Origin of the sequence: Dermacoccus sp. SAI-028, from assembly GCF_004346775.1 — a bacterium.
Classification (GTDB): Bacteria; Actinomycetota; Actinomycetes; order Actinomycetales; family Dermatophilaceae; genus Dermacoccus; species Dermacoccus nishinomiyaensis.
This window is the reverse complement of the sequence record NZ_SMFS01000001.1, coordinates 575,853-592,943: the sequence shown is the minus strand read 5'-3', so window position 1 is coordinate 592,943 and position 17,091 is coordinate 575,853. Positions and strand designations below refer to the sequence as shown.

Here is a 17,091-nt window from a genome sequence, read left to right as displayed (position 1 = left end):
GGCCCCCTGGACCACAATGGTGCGGTGAGTGAGACGAGACCCGCGCCCGAGACCGACGCCCCGCCTCTGGCGATGCAGATCGCGCTGCGCGTCGAGAAGACCGCGCCACCGGACGAACTCGACGCCTGCGCCGCGGCCGCGCAGGCCTGCGTCGGATTGCTCGTCGAGGCCGAGCGCCGCGCGCACCCCGTCGTGTCCTCTGATGCCGCCAGCGGCGCCGACGACGACGGCGCCGCTGGCGGCATCGAGACGCCCGCCCCCGACACTGCGATGCTCGACGCCATCGACGCCTGGCGCGGCATCGCCATCCGCAAGATCGTGAGGCGTTGCAGCGGCAAGCGCTGGAGTGACGCGCAAGCCCTCGACGGGGTGACGGCTCGTCACGGCAGCGCCGAGGCTCGTGCGTTCACGCCGGCGCCGACGTCACCGCTGCCGCCCGAGCTGAAGAAGATGCAGGTCGAGGGCACGCAGCTCCCGTCGCACCCCGACGATGGAACGAGCGACGCGCGCGACCCGCAGGACGTGGATGCGATGGTCACCGTCCGCCTCAGCCCCCTCGTCACGATGACGAGCGGAAAGAGCGCCGCGCAGTGCGCGCACGCGGCGCAGCGAGCGTGGGAATCGATGAGCGCCGACGAGCGCGCACGGTGGGCGGCCGACGACCACCGCGTCCGCATCGTGCGCGATACAGAGGCGCACTGGGCCGCGACGCCGGGCCGCGTCAGCATCATCGACGCCGGATTCACCGAACTCGACGGACAGCACGAGACGACCCGCGCGGACTGGTGACGCACCCGCGCACGTCACGATTCGTCGCCGCGCATCACGTGAACCGCGGTTTCCCGCGCAGGGAGCACAAGATTGCGGCCCGGCGACCGGCAGAATGAATGCACCCGACCGTCAGGAGTTCTCGTGACCGCCACGCCCCGCCTCGTCGCCGACCTCGACGTGCTCGAACGCAACATCGACGCCATGGCGAGCCTGGGTCGTGACGCCGGTGTCGCGCTGCGGCCGCACGTCAAGACGCACAAGATGCCCGAGATCGCCACCATGCAGCGTGACGCGGGGGCGCGCGGCATCACCGTCGCGACGATCGGTGAGGCCGAGGTCTTCGTCGACGCGGGCTTCGACGACGTGTTCATCGCCTACCCCTTGTGGGTCGACGACGAGGCTGGGCGGCGCCTGCGCGCCCTCGCGGAACGCGCGCGCGTCGGCGTCGGCTGCGACTCGATGACGGCCGCGCGCCAGCTGCGCAAGCCGCTCGGCTCTGCGGTGGTCGAGGTCCTCGTCGAGCTCGACTCGGGTCAGCACCGCACCGGCATCCCGGCGCGTGACGCAGGCGAGCTCGCCGCGGGCATCGCGAGCCTCGGCTTCGACGTGCGCGGCGTCTTCACCTTTCCCGGCCACTCGTACTCGCCGGAAGGCCGAGCCCAGTCCGCTGACGACGAAAGCGCTGCGCTCGCCGGCGCGTCACGAGCCCTGCGCGCCAAGGGAATCGAACCGCACGTTCGTAGCGGCGGGTCGAGCCCGAGCATGGCGTTCGCTGCACGCAACGGCGCTGGCGAAGGCGCGCGCGCGGGCATGCCGGGGGCTGCGTCGTGGTCGGGGAGCGCCCTCACGAGCCTGCCTGGCGCCACCTCCGCCGTCAACGACGGCGCGGGCCCGTCGACGGATGTCGCCCCCATGGAGATGCGGCCCGGTGCGTACGTCTTCAACGATGCGCAGCAGTGGGAACTCGGAGCCTGCGCGGCCGGGGACATCGCGCTCACCGCACACGCGCGGGTCGTCTCGCACTCGGGTGGGCGTCTCGTGCTCGATGCCGGGTCGAAGACGCTCGCTGCCGACAAGGCGCCCTGGGCGAGCGGCCACGGTCGACTGCTCGACCATCCCGACGCGCGCATCGTGCAGATGTCCGAGCATCACGCCGTCGTCGACATGGCCGGGGCCTCCCTGCCCGCGCTCGGCTCGACGGTGCGCGTCGTGCCGAATCACTGCTGCAACGCGATCAACCTGGCCAACGCGGTCGACGTCGTACGCAACGGCACGCTCGTGGGCACCTGGGCCGTCGCAGCGCGGGGCATGAACAGCTGATGCCTTTCGCGTGCTCGAGTGTGTGGGGCGTGATCGATCCAGCGCTCGCACCGAGGCGCCGCGCAGGTGAGTCAGTTGGTGCCGGCCGAGTCAGTCCTGTGTGACTCGGCCAGCATCAATTGACTCGGCTGTGTGAGGCGGGCGAGCGTCAGCGCACCAATCGGCGCAGGGCGTCGCTGACCTCGGCGAGCTTGGTGGCCTGTTCGTCGCCCCCGGCTCGAGCAGCCTCGACGACGCAGTGGGCCATGTGGTCGTCGAGCAGCCCGAGCGCCACGGCCTTCAACCCCGACTGGATGGCCGCGATCTGGGTGAGGACGTCGATGCAGTACCGGTCGTCCGCGACCATCTTCTCGACGCCGCGCACCTGCCCCTCGATGCGCTTGAGCCGCTTCGACAGAGCATCCTTCGACCCGGCGTTCTCGTACCCCGGTTTCGACGGTTCACAGCACGACGACCCCGCGGCGTGATCGCCGCCATCGGACACCCCGTTGCCCGGCTCCACAGCGTCAACCATGGCGTCTTCAGCCCCCGTCAGTGCGTCGACGACGGGTTCCTGCCGCATCGCCTCCACGGCCGGCTCCTTCGACTTCGTCTCGCTCACGCGCGCCCACCCTCCTCGTTCGATCGATGACTCGGCCGTTGCTCCGCCGTCCCGGCGAATCCGCGCAACCGCAAGCTGTTGAGCACGACGAACACCGAGCTGAACGCCATCGCGGCGCCCGCGATCATGGGGTTGAGCAGCCCCGCGGCGGCCAACGGAATCGCTGCGACGTTGTACGCGAACGCCCAGAACAGGTTGCTCTTGATCGTGTTCAGCGTCCTGCGGCCCAGGCGGATCGCGTCGCCGACGAGACGCAGATCGCCGCGCACGACGGTGACGTCAGCCGCTTCGATCGCAACGTCCGTGCCCGTTCCCATCGCGATGCCGAGATCGGCCTGCGCGAGCGCGGGAGCGTCGTTGACGCCGTCGCCGACCATCGCGACGACGCGCCCCTCACCCTGCAGACGCGTGATGACGTCGACCTTGCCCGCCGGCAGCACACCGGCGATGACGTCGTCGATGCGGACTGCGTCGGCGACGCTCCGCGCGGCGCGCTCGTTGTCGCCCGTCAGCAGGACGGTGTGCAGGCCGAGGCGCGACAGTCCGCGCAGGGCATCCGCGCTCGTCGGTTTCACGGTGTCGGTGACGGCGATGACGCCACGCGCCGCGCCGCCCCATCCGACGGCGACGACCGTCCCACCACCCGATTCGAGATCGTCGAAGGCTCCACGCAGGTGGCCGTCGAGAGCCATGCCCCGGGCCGCGAGAGCATCCGGGCGGCCGACGATGACGTCGACCATCACGGCTGCCTCAGCGTTCGGGCCGGGCACGCGCACTCGCCCCGTCACGCCCTCGCCGGGCATGTTGATGAAACCGTCGGCGGTCGGCAGATCGCCGACGCGGTCGCGGCCCGCGTCGGTGATGGCGCGAGCGATCGGGTGCTCCGAGCCGCTCTCGAGGGCTGCCGCAACAGCGAGCACGTCCTCCTCGGATTCACCACCGGCACAGACGATCTCACCGACCGACATCTCGCCGGAGGTGAGCGTTCCGGTCTTGTCGAGCACGACCGTGTCGATGCGATGCGTCGCCTCGAGCACCTCGGGGCCCTTGAAGAGCACCCCGAACTGCGCGCCGCGCCCAGTACCCACCATGAGCGCCGTCGGCGTCGCAAGACCCAGCGCGCAGGGGCACGCGATGATGAGCACCGCGACGGCTGCGGTGAACGCCGCTTCGACGTCGCCCGTCACGACGAGCCAGCCGAGGAGCGTCAGCACCGACAGCGCAATGACGACCGGCACGAAGATGCCGGAGACGCGATCGGCGAGCCGCTGCACGTCCGCTTTGCCGTTCTGCGCGTCCTCGACGAGCTTCGCCATCTGCGCGAGCTGCGTCTGCCCGCCGACGCGGGTGGCGCGCACCACGATCCGTCCGCTCGTGTTGAGCGTCGCCCCGATGACGGCGTCACCGGGGCCGACGTCGACGGGCACCGATTCGCCCGTCACCATCGAGGCGTCGACGGCGCTGTCACCGCTGACGACCTCGCCGTCGGTCGCGATCTTCTCGCCGGGTCGCACGACGATGCGGTCGCCGACGACGAGTTGGCCTGCGTTCACACGCTGCTCGCGCTCGACGCCGTCAGGGCCGGAGCGCAGGACGGTCGCCTCCTTGGCCCCCAGGTCGAGCAGGGCGCGCAGCGCGGCGCCGCTCGCGCGTTTCGAACGCGCCTCGACGAAGCGTCCGAGCAGCACGAACGTCGTGACGCCGGCGGCCGCCTCCAGGTAGATGTTCGACGCACCGTGCCCTCGCGTCGCGCCGAAGTCGAAGCCGTGCTTCATGCCCGGCATGCCGGCGTCGCCGAAGAACAGCGCGTACAGCGACCACGTGAACGCCGCGATCGTGCCGACGCTGACGAGGGTGTCCATCGTCGTCGCGCCGTGCTTGAGGTTCGTCCATGCGGCGCGATGGAACGGCCACGCACCCCAGACCACGACGGGCGCCGCGAGCGTCAGCGACAGCCACTGCCAGTTCGTGAACTGCAGCGGCGGAATCATCGCCATGAGCACGACGGGCACCGTCAGCGCAGCGCTGACGACGAGGCGCTGCCGCAGCTCGCGCACGTGCGCGTCGGCCGGTGATTCGCCCGCTTCGCCGGCGCGAGCGCCGCTGTCCGCCCCGTCAGTGTCGGCCGATGACGGCGGGGAAACCGGTTCGGGCGTGATGACGCTCGCGCCGTAGCCGGTCTTCTCGACCGTTGCGACGAGGTCGTCGGGCGTCACGTCGTCGGCGAAGGCGACGCGTGCCTTCTCCGTCGCGTAGTTGACGCTGGCCTCGACGCCGTCGAGCTTGTTGAGCTTGCGTTCGATGCGGTTCGCGCACGAGGCGCACGTCATACCCGTCAGCGCCAGTTCGACACTCTGCGTCGGCGTTGCCGGAGCCTCGGGGGCTACTGGCGCCGCTGGGGTGGGGGTCCGGGTCTGCGTGGTCGTCTCGATCATCCTCAGGCGAGCTGGTATCCGGCTTCGGTGACGGCGGCGTCGACCTGCTCGCGGCTCACGGGCTGCTCGGAGGTGAACGTCACGACGCCGCTCTCGTGGTTGGCGACGACGTCGCTGACGCCGGGGATCTCCTCGAGTTCCTCGCGCACGCTCATCTCGCAGTGGCCACAGGTCATGCCGGTGACGGTGTACGTGCTGGTGTTCTGCTCAGCCATGACTGCTCCTTCGTCGTGTTTTACTGACACACAACACCATACCCCCAGGGGGTATTCCCCTCCGGTCGACCGTCGCCCGGCCCCACCGTCGCGCGCGTCAGTTCGATGCCAGGTGCGCGCCGAGGCGCTGCATCCCGCGGATCCACCGGTCGTAGTCGGCGCCCTTGGCGCGGTACATGTCGAGCACGTTTGCGTGGGGCAGCACGAGGAACGTCTCGTTCTCGATCGCGCGCATGACGTCGTCCGCCACCTGCGCAGGCGTGAGCACCGGGCCCGATTCGGTGACGGCGCGCTGCGCGACGCGCGAGGCGCCGCCGGTCTCGGTCAGCAGGTTCGTGTCGACGCCCATCGGGCACAGGCAGCTGACGCCGACGCCCTTGTCGCCGTACGACACGGCGAGCCATTCGGCGAAGGCGAGCGCCGCGTGCTTCGTCGTCGCGTACGTCGACGAGCCGATCTGCGTGAGCAGGCCGGCAGCCGACGCCGTCGAGACGAAGTAGCCGCGGCCGCGCTCCACCCATCCTGGCACGAGCTGCTGCGCGGCGCGCACGTGCGCCATGAGGTTGACGTCGATCGCGGTGGCCCAGCTCGCCTCGTCGGCCAGATCTGCGCCCACGCCGACGCCCGCGTTCGCGACGTAGACGTCGACCGGCGCACCGAACTCGCGTTCGGCGAGGACGATGACCTCGGCGATGTCGGCGGCGCTCGAGGCGTCACCGGCGGCGGCGACCACGTCGCCGTGGGCGGTGGCGAGCCGTTCGCGCGTGGCACTGAGACGTTCGCCGTCGAGGTCGGTGAGGGCGACCTTCGCGCCGCGTTCGAGCAGCGCCTCCGCAAGCGCCGCGCCGATACCGCCTGCCGCCCCGGTCACCACGCACACCGCGCCGTGAACATCCATGTCTGCCACCTCGTTCATCGTCGTGAAGCATTGTTGAGCAATGCTCAATAGTTACCTCGATCACATCACAGACTGCGTCGGCCGCGCCAGGGGTTCATCGCCACCAGCTCTTCCGACCGGCGCCCGGCCGAGCGATCCGTGCGCATCTCAGCGCCGCCCGGCCACTGCCGGGCCGGGCGAACCACGCCCGCCCCTCGAACGACGTGCGACGACCTGCTCGGCTCCCCCGGCCCGAGACGATACGTTCGAGCCATGCCATGGAACCCACCAGAGATTCCCGCCTCCGCCGGCGCACTGCTCTTCGATCGTTCGGGGCGCCTGCTCATCCTCGAGCCGACATACAAGAGCGGCTGGACGATCCCCGGCGGCGCGATGGAGGCCGACGGCGAGAGTCCATGGGACGGATGCCGGCGCGAGGTGCTCGAAGAGACGGGGCTGGTCGTGACGAGCGGACACCTCGTCATCGTCGACACCCGCCCGGGCAAGCTCGAGCGCAAGCTGGGGCTGCGCTTCCTCTTCGACTGCGGCACCCTCGACGACAAGCAGATTGCCTCGATCCGCCTGCAGGCCGACGAGATCGCCTCCCACCGCTTCGCCGAACGCGACGAGGCACTGGCCCTGCTGTCGAACCCCGTCGGACGGCGCGTCGCGCACGGCTGGGGCGCCCCTCACTGCCTCTACCTCGAGAACGGTCGGCCGGTCGACGGGGTGAACTGACGCCCCGGGGCTCACCCATCTGCGGTTGCCTCGGCCTGTTGACGCACCCCGCATCAGCCCGCAGGTCAGGCATCCACGCCCGCGGGAATGCGGATCGCAGCGCGACATCATAGGCTGGGCATCGAACGGAACGGCGCGCTCAGCGTCGTTGATTCTTTAACGAAGGTGGTATTCGCATGTTCAACCCCGGCAAGGCTCTCGGCCGCGCGATGGTCGGTTCGCTGTTCGTCTACGGCGGCCAGAACGCCATCAAGAACCGCGCTCACCTCGTGCCGATGATCGACGCCGCGCAGGAGCGCTACGGCCTCAAGGGTCAGCTCCCGCTCACGTCCGAGCAGCTCATCCAGGCCAACGGCGCCGGCATGATCGCCCTCGGCGCGGCGATGGGCCTCGGCATCAAGTCGCGTCTCGCTGCCATCGGCCTGCTGCCGTTGCTGGCCGCCACGACGGTCTCCGCCCACAACTTCTGGGACATCAAGGACGACCCGCAGGCCCGCAACCAGCAGATGACCGCCTTCTTCGGCAACCTCGCCGCCGCCGGTGGCCTCGTCACCGTCATCATGACGAAGAACTGACGCACCCGGGCGTCGAGGTCTGAGACGTCTGCGATCGACGTCTGAGGAGTCGCCGTCCGAGAATTCGATGGCGGCCTTGCGCCGCGTCACGCGTGAGAGCCGGAACCCTGCCTGGCAGGGTTCCGGTTCTCACGCGTTTTGTCTCGCAGCGGCGAGCGGCGCCAGCGGCGTCTCGGCTCTCAACGCGTGTCACCGCGACGCACGTAGCGCCGGGCATCCGACGTGATCGGCTCGGCTCTCGCCGAATTGGTGGGCGGAGAACAGATCGGAAACCTCCCCGATCGCTTCCGATTGTCTGGCGAGCTTCTGCGACATCGACGAAACGCGTGCGCACCTCACGAGTCGACCTGGCACGTTCAGACCCTAGGCGCGAAGTGGCGATAAGACGTCGACCAGCCCTATGTGCACGCGCACTCGATGAGCGACGGCTCGTGCCAGTGGGGTGTACCCACCCCACGAAAGTAGGCACCCTCTCAGGTGTGCACTTTCGAAGATGCGGAATCTAGGGACGGTCCTCTTGGTGGTTTCCCTCGTTGAGGTGGCCGGTCTTGCCGGATGGTCAGGCGATGCGTGCGCCGCCGTCGACGTGGATGGTCTCGCCGGTTACGAACGACCCTTCGAGCAGCCACAGGACGGCACGTGCGATGTCGTCGTTCCGCCCCACTCGGCCGACCAGGGTCGCGCGCCCGGAGTCCTCGAGAAATTCGTGCTTCGCGTTGTCTCCCATCGCATCCCAGCTGCCGGAATCGATGATGCCGGGCGAGATCGCGTTGACCCTGATGGGAGCGAGCTCCTTTGCGAGATGCGTGACGGCGTAGGTGACCGCCCCGTTCGTGATGCCCATGACGGCGTATCCGGGCGACGGGTTCCACGCGGCGACGCCGGAGAACAGCAGAAGGCTGCCGTCGGGGCGAACTGTCTTGGCTGCATGCTTCGCCAGCAACATCGGACCGATCACCTTCGCCTCGAAGGCGGAGACGACATGATCGTGGTCGAGCTGCGAGACCGGCACGTTGTGATGCGCAGACGCGGTGGTGACGATGTGATCGAGTGGTCCGACCTCGTCCAGAGCGCGCACGATGCTGTCTTCGTCGGTGATGTCGATGCTGACAGCTCGCGCTCCGGGGATCCGCTCAGCGGCCTCGCGCGCTTTCACCAGGTCGCGAGCACCGATGACAGGTGTTGCCCCTGCTTCGTGGATGGCGTTCGCGATGGCGAACCCGATATCGCGCGCGCCGCCGATGATGAGGATGTTCTGGCTGGCCAGGGGCAGGGTGGCACTCATGGGGTTCTCCCTTGCGTTGCGATAATGAGATGCGTTGTGCGGGGATCAGATGTGGCGACGCTCGCGCGCGTCCAGTCGCAGGGTGACAAAGGCAAGGGCCAACCCCGCTGCGGTCATCATAGCGCCGACGATGTTGGCCGAGGCGTACCCGAAACCGGCCCCGATGGCGGCGCCAGCGAGCCACGCAGACGGTCCGTTCGAGCCGACTGCTTCCATCGCACGAGGTGCCTGAACGCTTCCAGGGCCGGTCTGCCTCGACTTTGCGCAAGCGGGTGGCTCCGGGCCCGACTGTGCAATGTCCGAGGCGTGTCGTGTGCAAAGTACGGCGCATCTCGACATCGGTCAGCCGCATTCCTGGGCTATTGCAAAGGCCTGGTTTGAGCCAGTTGCCCAGGTTTGCCGGTGAACGTGTGAGTGGGGCCCCGCCAAATGCGGCGGGGCCCCACTCACACGTCAGGGGTGCAAGACGATCAGTGCTTGATCATCCCGTGCGGGTCGATGATGTACTTCTCGTCCGAACCCTCGTTGAACTTCACGTATGCGTCAGGGGCCTCGTCGAGGCTGATGACCTTGGTGTTGAGCATGTCGCTCAGGTAGGGCATGCGGTCCCACAGGATGGCCATCATGAGTTCACGGTTGTAGTGCATGATCGGCGCCTGGCCCGCAGAGATGCGAGGCGACTTGATCCACACCTTGCCGAAGTCGAGCGGGAAGGTGCCTTCCTTGCCTTCCTGCGTCGGCGCGAGCGGGTCCGGCCCGTAGACACCGATGACGCCCGTGGCGCCGCCGGCTCGGGTTGCGTCCATGACCTGGTTGATCGCGGCCTGCGGCATGAGCTTGTCCGCGTCGGAGCCGATGCCGTGAGCTTCGGCTCCGACGTAGTCGACGGCGCTGTCGACCATCGGCTCACCGAGGATGGCCTCGATCTGGTCGGTCAGGGGCACGTCCTTGGACAGGTCGATGGTCTCGCAGCCGCTGCGCTTGACGAGGTCGAGTCGCTTCTGGTCGTAGTCGCCGACGATGATGCACGACGCACCGAGCAGGCGGGCCGCAGCAGCGCCGCAGCGTCCGACGGGGCCAGCGCCGGCGATGTACACGGTGGAGCCCGGCTTGGCGCCGGCTTCCATGAGACCGTGGAATGCGGTGGGGAGGATGTCCGACAGCAGCGCCAGGTCGCGGATCTTCTCCATGGCCTGGTCCTTGTCGGGGAAGCGCAGGAGCTGGAAGTCGGCGTAGGGCACGAACATGTACTCGGCCTGGCCGCCGTCCCAGTTACCCAGGTTGAAGCCGTAGGCGGCGCAGGAGGCGTCGGGGTTCGTCGTCTCGCACACCTCGGTGTGGCGGGCGCGGCAGTTGCGGCAGCGGCCGCAGGCGACGTTGAAGGGGACGGAGACGAGGTCGCCCTCGGACAGGAACTCGACGTCAGGGCCGACCTCGACGACCTGCCCAGTCATCTCGTGACCCATGAGCATGCCCTCGGGCACCGGGAACGAACCGCGGTAGATGTGCAGGTCGGACCCGCAGATGTTCGTTGCGACGATCTTGAGAATGACGCCGTGCGGGGCCTTCTGGCCGTTCGGCATCTCGAGCTTGGGGTAATCGACGGTGTCGACTCGCATGTCTTCGGTACCGTGGAACACCACGGCGCGGTTACCAGTTGCCATGTCTTTCACTCCTTCGACCGCCCCAGCTCGAAGCGGCCCGTCGAGGGGCCCGTGGATTACGGGTCTGCCTGTAGCTAACCAGAGTGCGGTTGTTTGCTCCAGCCCGATGCAACCGCGTCGGGGCATCCATGTCGCGAGTTGAATCGCCCCGGGTTCGGTAGAGGCTGTCAGTCGGCGCAAGGATCGACAGCATGGCAGCACCAGGGACTGCCGAAGAGTCGATTGCACCCCAACTCGACCAGCGCCATCACACGCTGCTCAACCGCTGTCGCGGGGCGCTGCTCGTCGCGCACCTGCCGACTGGTGGTCATGGGGGTGAGGTTCGCCGCGAAGCGCGCCTTCGGCCCAGACGGAGCCAGATCCGTCCTGGCTGGCGGGCCGGAACGTTACGGCCTGTTCGCCAGCAACGTCCTCAACTGCGCCGCTGCCTCGTTCGCCGCCTGCTCGCTCATCTGCGACGGGTCCAACCCGATCAGCGGGCGAACCTGCAGCATGCAGTCCAGCCTCGCCTGCTGATTTGGGTCGTAGCTGACCTGCGGCAGGCCCTCCTGCTCGGCGATGTCCTCCGCCTCGTCTCGGCCTCGTCCACCATCGTTTTCTCCCACACGCTCGGAATCGGCACAAACGCCACCTGGCTCCAATCCGGGACCGGACTCGCAGGCGGCATCCGCAGTCTCGCCTGCCTCCGGCTCGGCCATGCCGAAAGGCCGAGGACGAGTCATGACGCTCGCCGCGAGGGTGGTCGTGGCGCAAGGGCCGTCATCGATCGTCAGTTGACGCGGGTGGGCAGCTCCTGGCCCGCACGGTGGGCGTCGATGTTGGCAAGGACGACGTCGGCCATCGCGCGGCGCGTCTCGTGTGTCGCGCTCGCGACGTGCGGGGTGATGACGACCGTGTCGAGGTCGCATAGCTCCTGCGGGATGCGTGGCTCGTCGGCGAACACGTCGAGCGCGGCGCCCGCGATCGCGTCATGCTGCAACGCCTCGATGAGCGCCTCCTGGTCGACGACGCTGCCCCGCGCGATATTGACGAGGTAGCCACGCTCCCCCAGTGCGGCGAGCACGTCGGCGTCGACGAGCGCCTTCGTCTGCGCGCCGCCAGGAGTCGCGACGACGAGGACGTCGGCCCATTCGGCCAGCGCCGCGGGGCTCTCCTCGTAGTCGTAGACGACGTCCTTGCGCGAACGATTGTGGTACCTGATCTCGCAGCGGAACCCTTCGAATCGCGTCGCGATGGCCTGCCCGATGCGGCCGAGACCGAGGATGCCGACCTTTGCTCCGGTGACGCGCCGCTGCAGCGGGTACGGGCCGTCACTCTCCCAACGACCCTGTCGCGCATACCGATCCGAGGCGGAGATGGCGCGCATGACGTCGATCGTCAGGCCGATGGCGAGGTCGGCGACACAGTCGTCGAGGACGTCGGGGGTGTTCGTCACCGGGATGCCACGCGCGGTGGCCGCGTCGACGTCCGTCGCGTCATAGCCGACACCGAAGTTGGCGATGAGTTCGAGGTTCGGCAGCGCGTCGATGAGGCGCGCATCCGCTCCGACGCCCGCACTGCTGACGACGACGCGGATGTCGGCGGCGTGATCGTCGAGCATCGCGCGTCGGTCAGCGCCACCGTGTGGCCAGGTCAGGGCGCCGTCATCGACGAGCTGCTCGACGAGCGGCGGGTACAGCCCGCCGGCGCCCAGGATCAGTGTGTCGCTCATGCCCTCATCGTGGCATCCCGGTCACGCTCGAGCCGATGCGCCCCGCGACGCGCGCGGCACCACGGAGCGGGGCACCCAAGTCCTACGTGTCGGCCGCCAGCGTCTGGGAGACGAAGATCAAGGTGCGCTCCGGCAGGCTGTCCGGGCCTGACGGCATCACGGCCCTCTGCGGGCGTGCCGGGCTCTGCGAGTTGCCCATTCTTCCTTGGCATACCGATGAGGCGGCGCGCGTCAGCAGCGAACTGCCCCACCGCGACCCGTTCGACGCGATGCTCGTCACCCAGGCAGCCCTCGAAGACATGACCCTGGTGACAGCCCGCCGCCATCTTCTCGGCACCTCGCTCTGCCGCACCCTCGACGTCTCGTGCTGAGGGCGACCAAGCGAGCTTCTGGCGGAACCTGCGAGGTCAGCCCCCGCCCGCCACCCTGACCGCGATCAAGCGAGCCCGCTGGGCGAGCGCTGAGGAGTCAGCGTCAAAGATCATCGAACTCCGGGGGGCCGGGGAGCGCGCTCGCGCGCTGCCCGGTCACCCCGAGTTGCGCAGCGCTGTCGCCAGTCCGTTCATCGTGAGCAGGATGCCGCGTTTGAGTTGGGGGTCATCGTCGCCGGCGCGGTAGCGGCGCAGGAGTTCGACCTGCAGGTGGTTGAGGGGCTCGAGGTAGGGGAAGCGATTGAAGACGGAACGTTTGAGAGCGGCGTTGTCCCACAGCAGGTCGTCGTGGCCGGTGATCTTCTCGTACATGGCGAGGGTGCGGGCGTGTTCGTCGCGGATCTTGTCGAACACGCGCGCTCGCAGGTCGGCGTCTTCGACGAGTTCGGCGTATTCGGCGGCGAGTCCGAGGTCGGATTTCGCCATGACCTGCGCCATGTTGGAGATGACGGAGCGGAAGAACGGCCAGCGTTCGACGTAGCCGCGCAGTTGCGCGAGGCGCGCGTCGTCGTCACCGATCCAGCGTTCGAGGGCGGTGCCCGTGCCGTACCAGCCTGGCAGCATGACGCGGCACAGCGACCACGACATCACCCACGGGATGGCGCGCAGGTCGGCGATCGACGACGTCGGTTTGCGTGAGCTGGGACGGGAGCCGATGTTGAGTTCGCCGATCTCGGCGACGGGCGTCGACGTCTTGAAGTAGTCGACGAATCCGTCGGTGCGGTGCACGAGGTCGCCGTACGCCTCGCGGGCGAGGGCGGCGATCTCGTCCATCGCGGCGTAGGCATCTTCGACCTCGGACGGTTCGAGACCCTCGACGTCGAGCAGGGACGACTCGATCGTCGCGGAGACGAGTGCCTCGAGGTTGCGCGTGGCGAGCTTCGGTTCGGCGTACTTGGCGGCGATGATCTCGCCCTGTTCGGTGAGGCGCAGCGAGCCGCGCACGGCGCCCGGCGGTTGCGCGAGGATCGCGTCGTAGCTCGGGCCACCACCACGTCCGACGGTGCCGCCTCGGCCGTGGAACAGCCGCAGTCGGATGCCGGCTTCTTCGGCCACCTCGACGAGGTCGAGTTCGGCGCGGTACAGCGCCCAGTTGGCGGCCATGTAGCCGCCGTCCTTGTTCGAGTCGCTGTAGCCGAGCATGACCTCCTGCAGCCCTCCGCCCTTGCGTGCAGGTGAACCCGGGTGCATCTGCGCGCAGGGGGCGTCGGCGGGCGGCGCCTTCGAATCGACGAGGGCGCGGTAGGCGGGGACGGCGAGCGCCGCCCGCAGCGTCGTCGCGGAGACCTGCAGATCCTCGATCGTCTCGAACAGCGGCACGATGTTGACGCTGCAGCGCGGACCGTCTGGCGTCACCGTCAGCAGCCCGGCCTCCTTGAGCAGGACGGCCGTCTCGAGCATGTCGGACACGCTTGTGCACATCGAGATGACGTGGTTCGGCACGGCCTTCTCACCGAACGTCCTGACGGCGTGTGCGGCGGCCGCGGTGATCGCGAGTTCCTTCGTCGTCGTCTCGCTGAACGTCGCATTCGGCCCGGCGAGGGGACGGTTGTTCGCGAGCTCCGCGGTGAGCAGCTCGACGCGGGCGTCCTCGTCGAGCGCGGCGTAGTCGTCGCAGACGCCGGCCCAGGCGAACAGCTCCGCGATGGTCGCCTCGTGCGTCTCGGAGTTCTGGCGCAGGTCGAGGCCGTAGAGGTGAAAACCGAACGTGCGCACCGCTTCTCGCAGCGTGGCGAGTCGGTCGTCGGCGATCAGGTCGTCACTGGTGCTGCGCAGCGAGGCGTCGATGACGTCGAGGTCGGCGAGGAACTCCTCGGGCGTCGCATAGGCGACGTACGGGTCGTCAGCCTCACCGCCCTGCCCCGCGCCGACGGCGCCGGCCGGCCCAGCCGCGCCCGCCGCGCCCGCCGCGCCGGGATCGCCCGCATCAGCCCCCACGACGACCCCATGCGTCTCCATGAGTCGGTCGTGCACGTACGACAACGCCTGACGGTAGGGCTCGTCGTCGCGCGCGTCACCGGCGTCAGCCGCGTGCTGCGCGAGGGCCAGCAACTCGTCCGTGACGGGCGCCATGCGTCGGGAGAGCGACAGGCTCGTCTGCAGCTTGTCGAGCTCGTCGAGGTAGTGATCGAGCGCCGTCTCCGCGGCACGGCGTGTGGCGTAGGCGACGACGTCACCCGTGACGTTGGGGTTGCCGTCACGGTCGCCACCGATCCACGAACCAGCCTGCAGCACAGGATCATCCGCGATTCCAGCGCCCGGGAGCAGGGCCGCGAACGCGTCACGCAGCTCGGCGTTGAGCGTCGGCATCACCTCGAAGAACGCGGCGTCGTACCAGCGCAGGCCCGCGTCGATCTCGTCGGTGATCGTGATCTTGCTCAGCCGGATGAGGGCCGTCTGCCACAGCGTCAGCACCCACAGCTTGATCTGGCGCAGGTTCTCCGCATCCTCGCTCGGGTCGAGCTGCATGCGCGTGCGCTCCCGCATGAGGCGCTTGATGTGGCTCTGCGCCTCGAAGACGGTGCGGCGGCGCGTCTCCGTCGGGTGCGCCGTGATGACGGGAACGACGGTGGCGCCCGCCAGCCGCTCGGAGGCCGTGTCACCGTCGATATGGGCGCCGGCGAGCTTGCGGAAGGTCGCCGCGAGCGAGCCGTCCTGCGGATCCTCCCCCGCCGCGACGTGAGCGGCGCGGCGACGCTCACGGTGCAGATCCTCCGCGATGTTCGCGAGCAACGCGAAGTGGCTGAACGCTCGGATGACGTGGAGGGCGTCGCGCGTCGACAGCCCCGTCAGCGTGTCGCCGAACGACGCGCGGTCGACCTCCTGACGACGGACCCCGAACGCCCTGACCCGGGCGTCCTCGACGAGGCCGAAGACGCGTTCACCCTCGTGCTCGCGGATGACGTCACCGAGCAACCCGCCGAGCAGACGGATGTCGTCGCGCAGCGGCTCGGTGGCCGAGCGGTCCGCGTCAGTGGTCGTGAAGTGCAGAAGTTCTGACATGTTCGCCAGTATGCCGAGGCCGGCCCCCGCGTTTCAGCGGCGTCCAGGCCGTGTCACACGCCCGAAACACGCTTGCGCCACAGCGTGTTCGAGCTCGGGGGATGCGGCAATGACCTGACGTGCACGAAATGGCGCGGCTGGGCCCTGCGTTCGCCGCGCGATGCAGCCCTCAGGCCGTGACGCGACGCCGGTACGCGAGCACCATGGCGGTCGCCGTCAGTGTGCCGACGATGGCGACGACGAACACGGTGTGGATGTTCGAGACGTCGAGGACGAACGCTCCGAGGGCGGCTCCGCCGGCGATCGCGAAGTTGAAGATGCCCGAATCGAGCGCTGCGGCGGGCTCGGCGTAGGGCCCGGCGCTCGTCAGTACCCAGTGCTGCAGCACGACGGCCATCGCGCCACCGAACAGTCCCCACACGCCCATCGCGAGGGCCGCGACGGCGGGGGTTCCCGAGAGCATGAGGCCCGCGATGCCGGCCGTCATGCCGCACGTGACGAGCAGCAGCGCGAGCATCGGGCGACGTCGCATGATGGGCGCTGAGCCGACGTTGCCGAACAACCCGGTGATGCCCATGACGAGCAGCATCGCGCCGACACCCGCGGGGCTGACGTGCGCGAACTCCTGCAGCGCAGGGCTCGCGTAGGTGTACGCGCAGAACTGCGCGACGACGAGCACCGCCGTCACGAGCAGCGCGAGACGCACCGGGCCGATCGACCAGGCGCGGCGGTACCCGTCGGTCGTGAACTTCTCGTCGACGAGCACGCTCGGCACGAGGAACCACAGCGCCACGGCAATGACGAAGCAGAACGCGGCGAGCGCGTAGAACGCGACGTGCCACGTCCACGTCGTGCCGAGCCACGTGCCGATCGGCACGCCGAGGATCGTCGCTCCCGACGCCCCCGCGAACGCGACGGTGGTCGCGAGCGCCGCGCGTTCGGGCGCGACGATGCGGGAGGCGACGATGGCGATGAGCGCCCAGAACACGCCGATGCCGAGCCCGGCGCACAAACGCGCTACGAGGTAGACGGCGACGTTCGTCGCCATCCCGGACGCCGTGGTCGCGGCCGCGACGACGAGCAGTGCCGTGAAGAGCACGACGCGGCGATCGAGGGTGCCGATGGCGAGTGACGTCGACAACCCCATGACGCCGGCGACGGCGCCGGCCAGCGTCACGCCGAGGCCTACGGCTCCTTCGGAGGCGCCCAGGTCGTCGCTGATCAGGGTGAGGACGCCGATCGGCAGCTCCTCGACCGTCACCATCGCGAAGATGCCGAGGGCGAGCACGACCACCCCCGGCCACCCTGACGCCCGCAGACCCCTGTGCTCGTTCATCGCCCTCCTTCGACAAGATGGCCGCCCCACAGGATCGGGGGCGGCAGATGAACTCCCAGTTTCTCAGACCTGGCGCTCTTGGCGAATCGCTGCGCTTCTGGGCGTCAACACCCCGCCCCATCTGCGATT

The 17,091-nt window shown here is 69.0% G+C and carries 15 protein-coding genes; 5 read left to right on the top strand and 10 right to left on the bottom strand.

The window, feature by feature from the left end; all coding sequences use genetic code 11:
• The first annotated feature begins 24 nt into the window (after nt 1-24).
• Both EDC82_RS02730 and EDC82_RS02725 read left to right on the top strand, forming a co-directional pair.
• Nucleotides 25-789 (top strand): peptidyl-tRNA hydrolase, encoded by a 765-nt coding sequence (locus EDC82_RS02730; protein WP_235006089.1) that lies wholly within the window; start codon nt 25-27, stop codon nt 787-789.
• A 123-nt stretch (nt 790-912) separates the two neighbouring features.
• Nucleotides 913-2,091: an alanine racemase gene (locus EDC82_RS02725; RefSeq protein WP_131940558.1), complete on the top strand. Its 1,179-nt coding sequence runs from the start codon at nt 913-915 to the stop codon at nt 2,089-2,091.
• 148 nt (nt 2,092-2,239) lie between these two features.
• Here the strand turns inward: EDC82_RS02725 and EDC82_RS15220 are convergent, their stop codons facing one another.
• From EDC82_RS15220 to EDC82_RS02705, 4 genes are all read right to left on the bottom strand, one after another.
• Nucleotides 2,240-2,692 carry a metal-sensitive transcriptional regulator gene (locus tag EDC82_RS15220; RefSeq protein WP_311200878.1) on the bottom strand — a complete coding sequence of 151 codons (453 nt, stop codon included), beginning with the start codon at nt 2,690-2,692 and terminating at the stop codon, nt 2,240-2,242.
• The gene (locus tag EDC82_RS02715) at nt 2,689-5,127 is read right to left on the bottom strand and encodes a cation-translocating P-type ATPase (RefSeq protein WP_038566884.1); all 2,439 of its coding nucleotides are present in this window, start codon (nt 5,125-5,127) and stop codon (nt 2,689-2,691) included. The genes EDC82_RS15220 and EDC82_RS02715 overlap by 4 nt, the downstream gene beginning before the upstream one ends.
• Before the next feature lie 2 nt (nt 5,128-5,129).
• Nucleotides 5,130-5,342, bottom strand: coding sequence for a heavy-metal-associated domain-containing protein (locus EDC82_RS02710; RefSeq protein WP_038566882.1), 213 nt, complete (start codon nt 5,340-5,342; stop codon nt 5,130-5,132).
• Between the two features lie 97 nt (nt 5,343-5,439).
• Nucleotides 5,440-6,240 (bottom strand): SDR family oxidoreductase, encoded by an 801-nt coding sequence (locus EDC82_RS02705; protein WP_131941984.1) that lies wholly within the window; start codon nt 6,238-6,240, stop codon nt 5,440-5,442.
• Nucleotides 6,241-6,492: 252 nt separating this feature from the next.
• Here EDC82_RS02705 and EDC82_RS02700 point away from each other — a divergent pair, with 252 nt between their 5' ends.
• Together EDC82_RS02700 and EDC82_RS02695 are read left to right on the top strand one after the other, a co-directional pair.
• Nucleotides 6,493-6,957: an NUDIX hydrolase gene (locus EDC82_RS02700; RefSeq protein ID WP_131940556.1), complete on the top strand. Its 465-nt coding sequence runs from the start codon at nt 6,493-6,495 to the stop codon at nt 6,955-6,957.
• A 176-nt stretch (nt 6,958-7,133) separates the two neighbouring features.
• The gene (locus EDC82_RS02695) at nt 7,134-7,532 is read left to right on the top strand and encodes a DoxX family membrane protein (RefSeq protein WP_006945735.1); all 399 of its coding nucleotides are present in this window, start codon (nt 7,134-7,136) and stop codon (nt 7,530-7,532) included.
• Nucleotides 7,533-8,091: 559 nt separating this feature from the next.
• Here EDC82_RS02695 and EDC82_RS02690 read toward each other — a convergent pair.
• The 4 genes from EDC82_RS02690 to EDC82_RS02675 all read right to left on the bottom strand — a co-directional run bounded on the left by EDC82_RS02690 (nt 8,092) and on the right by EDC82_RS02675 (nt 12,192).
• Nucleotides 8,092-8,817: an SDR family oxidoreductase gene (locus tag EDC82_RS02690; protein ID WP_115296571.1), complete on the bottom strand. Its 726-nt coding sequence runs from the start codon at nt 8,815-8,817 to the stop codon at nt 8,092-8,094.
• Between the two features lie 470 nt (nt 8,818-9,287).
• Entirely contained in the window at nt 9,288-10,481 is a 1,194-nt protein-coding gene (locus EDC82_RS02685) for an alcohol dehydrogenase catalytic domain-containing protein (protein WP_062257463.1), read from the bottom strand.
• Nucleotides 10,482-10,867: 386 nt separating this feature from the next.
• The gene (locus EDC82_RS02680) at nt 10,868-11,179 is read right to left on the bottom strand and encodes a hypothetical protein (RefSeq protein WP_131940554.1); all 312 of its coding nucleotides are present in this window, start codon (nt 11,177-11,179) and stop codon (nt 10,868-10,870) included.
• 71 nt (nt 11,180-11,250) lie between these two features.
• Nucleotides 11,251-12,192, bottom strand: a complete 942-nt coding sequence (locus tag EDC82_RS02675; RefSeq protein ID WP_131940552.1) for a 2-hydroxyacid dehydrogenase — start codon at nt 12,190-12,192, stop codon at nt 11,251-11,253.
• A gap of 35 nt (nt 12,193-12,227) precedes the next feature.
• Here EDC82_RS02675 and EDC82_RS02670 point away from each other — a divergent pair, with 35 nt between their 5' ends.
• Entirely contained in the window at nt 12,228-12,563 is a 336-nt protein-coding gene (locus EDC82_RS02670) for a type II toxin-antitoxin system VapC family toxin (protein WP_131940550.1), read from the top strand.
• A 156-nt stretch (nt 12,564-12,719) separates the two neighbouring features.
• On the opposite strand, the gene ppc is transcribed toward EDC82_RS02670, so the two are convergent.
• On the bottom strand, nt 12,720-15,626 hold the full coding sequence (gene ppc, locus EDC82_RS02665; protein WP_131940548.1) for a phosphoenolpyruvate carboxylase: 2,907 nt from the start codon (nt 15,624-15,626) through the stop codon (nt 12,720-12,722).
• A 169-nt stretch (nt 15,627-15,795) separates the two neighbouring features.
• The gene (locus EDC82_RS02660) at nt 15,796-16,962 is read right to left on the bottom strand and encodes an MFS transporter (protein WP_040014707.1); all 1,167 of its coding nucleotides are present in this window, start codon (nt 16,960-16,962) and stop codon (nt 15,796-15,798) included.
• Nucleotides 16,963-17,091: the final 129 nt, after the last annotated feature.

Coding starts and splice junctions, on each gene's coding strand:
- EDC82_RS02685 (WP_062257463.1), bottom strand. CDS start 10,481: ATGGCAACTGGTAACCGCGCCGTGGTGTTCCACGGTACCGAAGACATG.
- EDC82_RS02690 (WP_115296571.1), bottom strand. CDS start 8,817: ATGAGTGCCACCCTGCCCCTGGCCAGCCAGAACATCCTCATCATCGGC.
- EDC82_RS02670 (WP_131940550.1), top strand. CDS start 12,228: ATGCGCCCCGCGACGCGCGCGGCACCACGGAGCGGGGCACCCAAGTCC.
- EDC82_RS02680 (WP_131940554.1), bottom strand. CDS start 11,179: ATGGCCGAGCCGGAGGCAGGCGAGACTGCGGATGCCGCCTGCGAGTCC.
- EDC82_RS02675 (WP_131940552.1), bottom strand. CDS start 12,192: ATGAGCGACACACTGATCCTGGGCGCCGGCGGGCTGTACCCGCCGCTC.
- EDC82_RS02715 (WP_038566884.1), bottom strand. CDS start 5,127: ATGATCGAGACGACCACGCAGACCCGGACCCCCACCCCAGCGGCGCCA.
- EDC82_RS02710 (WP_038566882.1), bottom strand. CDS start 5,342: ATGGCTGAGCAGAACACCAGCACGTACACCGTCACCGGCATGACCTGT.
- ppc (WP_131940548.1), bottom strand. CDS start 15,626: ATGTCAGAACTTCTGCACTTCACGACCACTGACGCGGACCGCTCGGCC.
- EDC82_RS02700 (WP_131940556.1), top strand. CDS start 6,493: ATGCCATGGAACCCACCAGAGATTCCCGCCTCCGCCGGCGCACTGCTC.
- EDC82_RS02660 (WP_040014707.1), bottom strand. CDS start 16,962: ATGAACGAGCACAGGGGTCTGCGGGCGTCAGGGTGGCCGGGGGTGGTC.
- EDC82_RS02705 (WP_131941984.1), bottom strand. CDS start 6,240: ATGGATGTTCACGGCGCGGTGTGCGTGGTGACCGGGGCGGCAGGCGGT.
- EDC82_RS02695 (WP_006945735.1), top strand. CDS start 7,134: ATGTTCAACCCCGGCAAGGCTCTCGGCCGCGCGATGGTCGGTTCGCTG.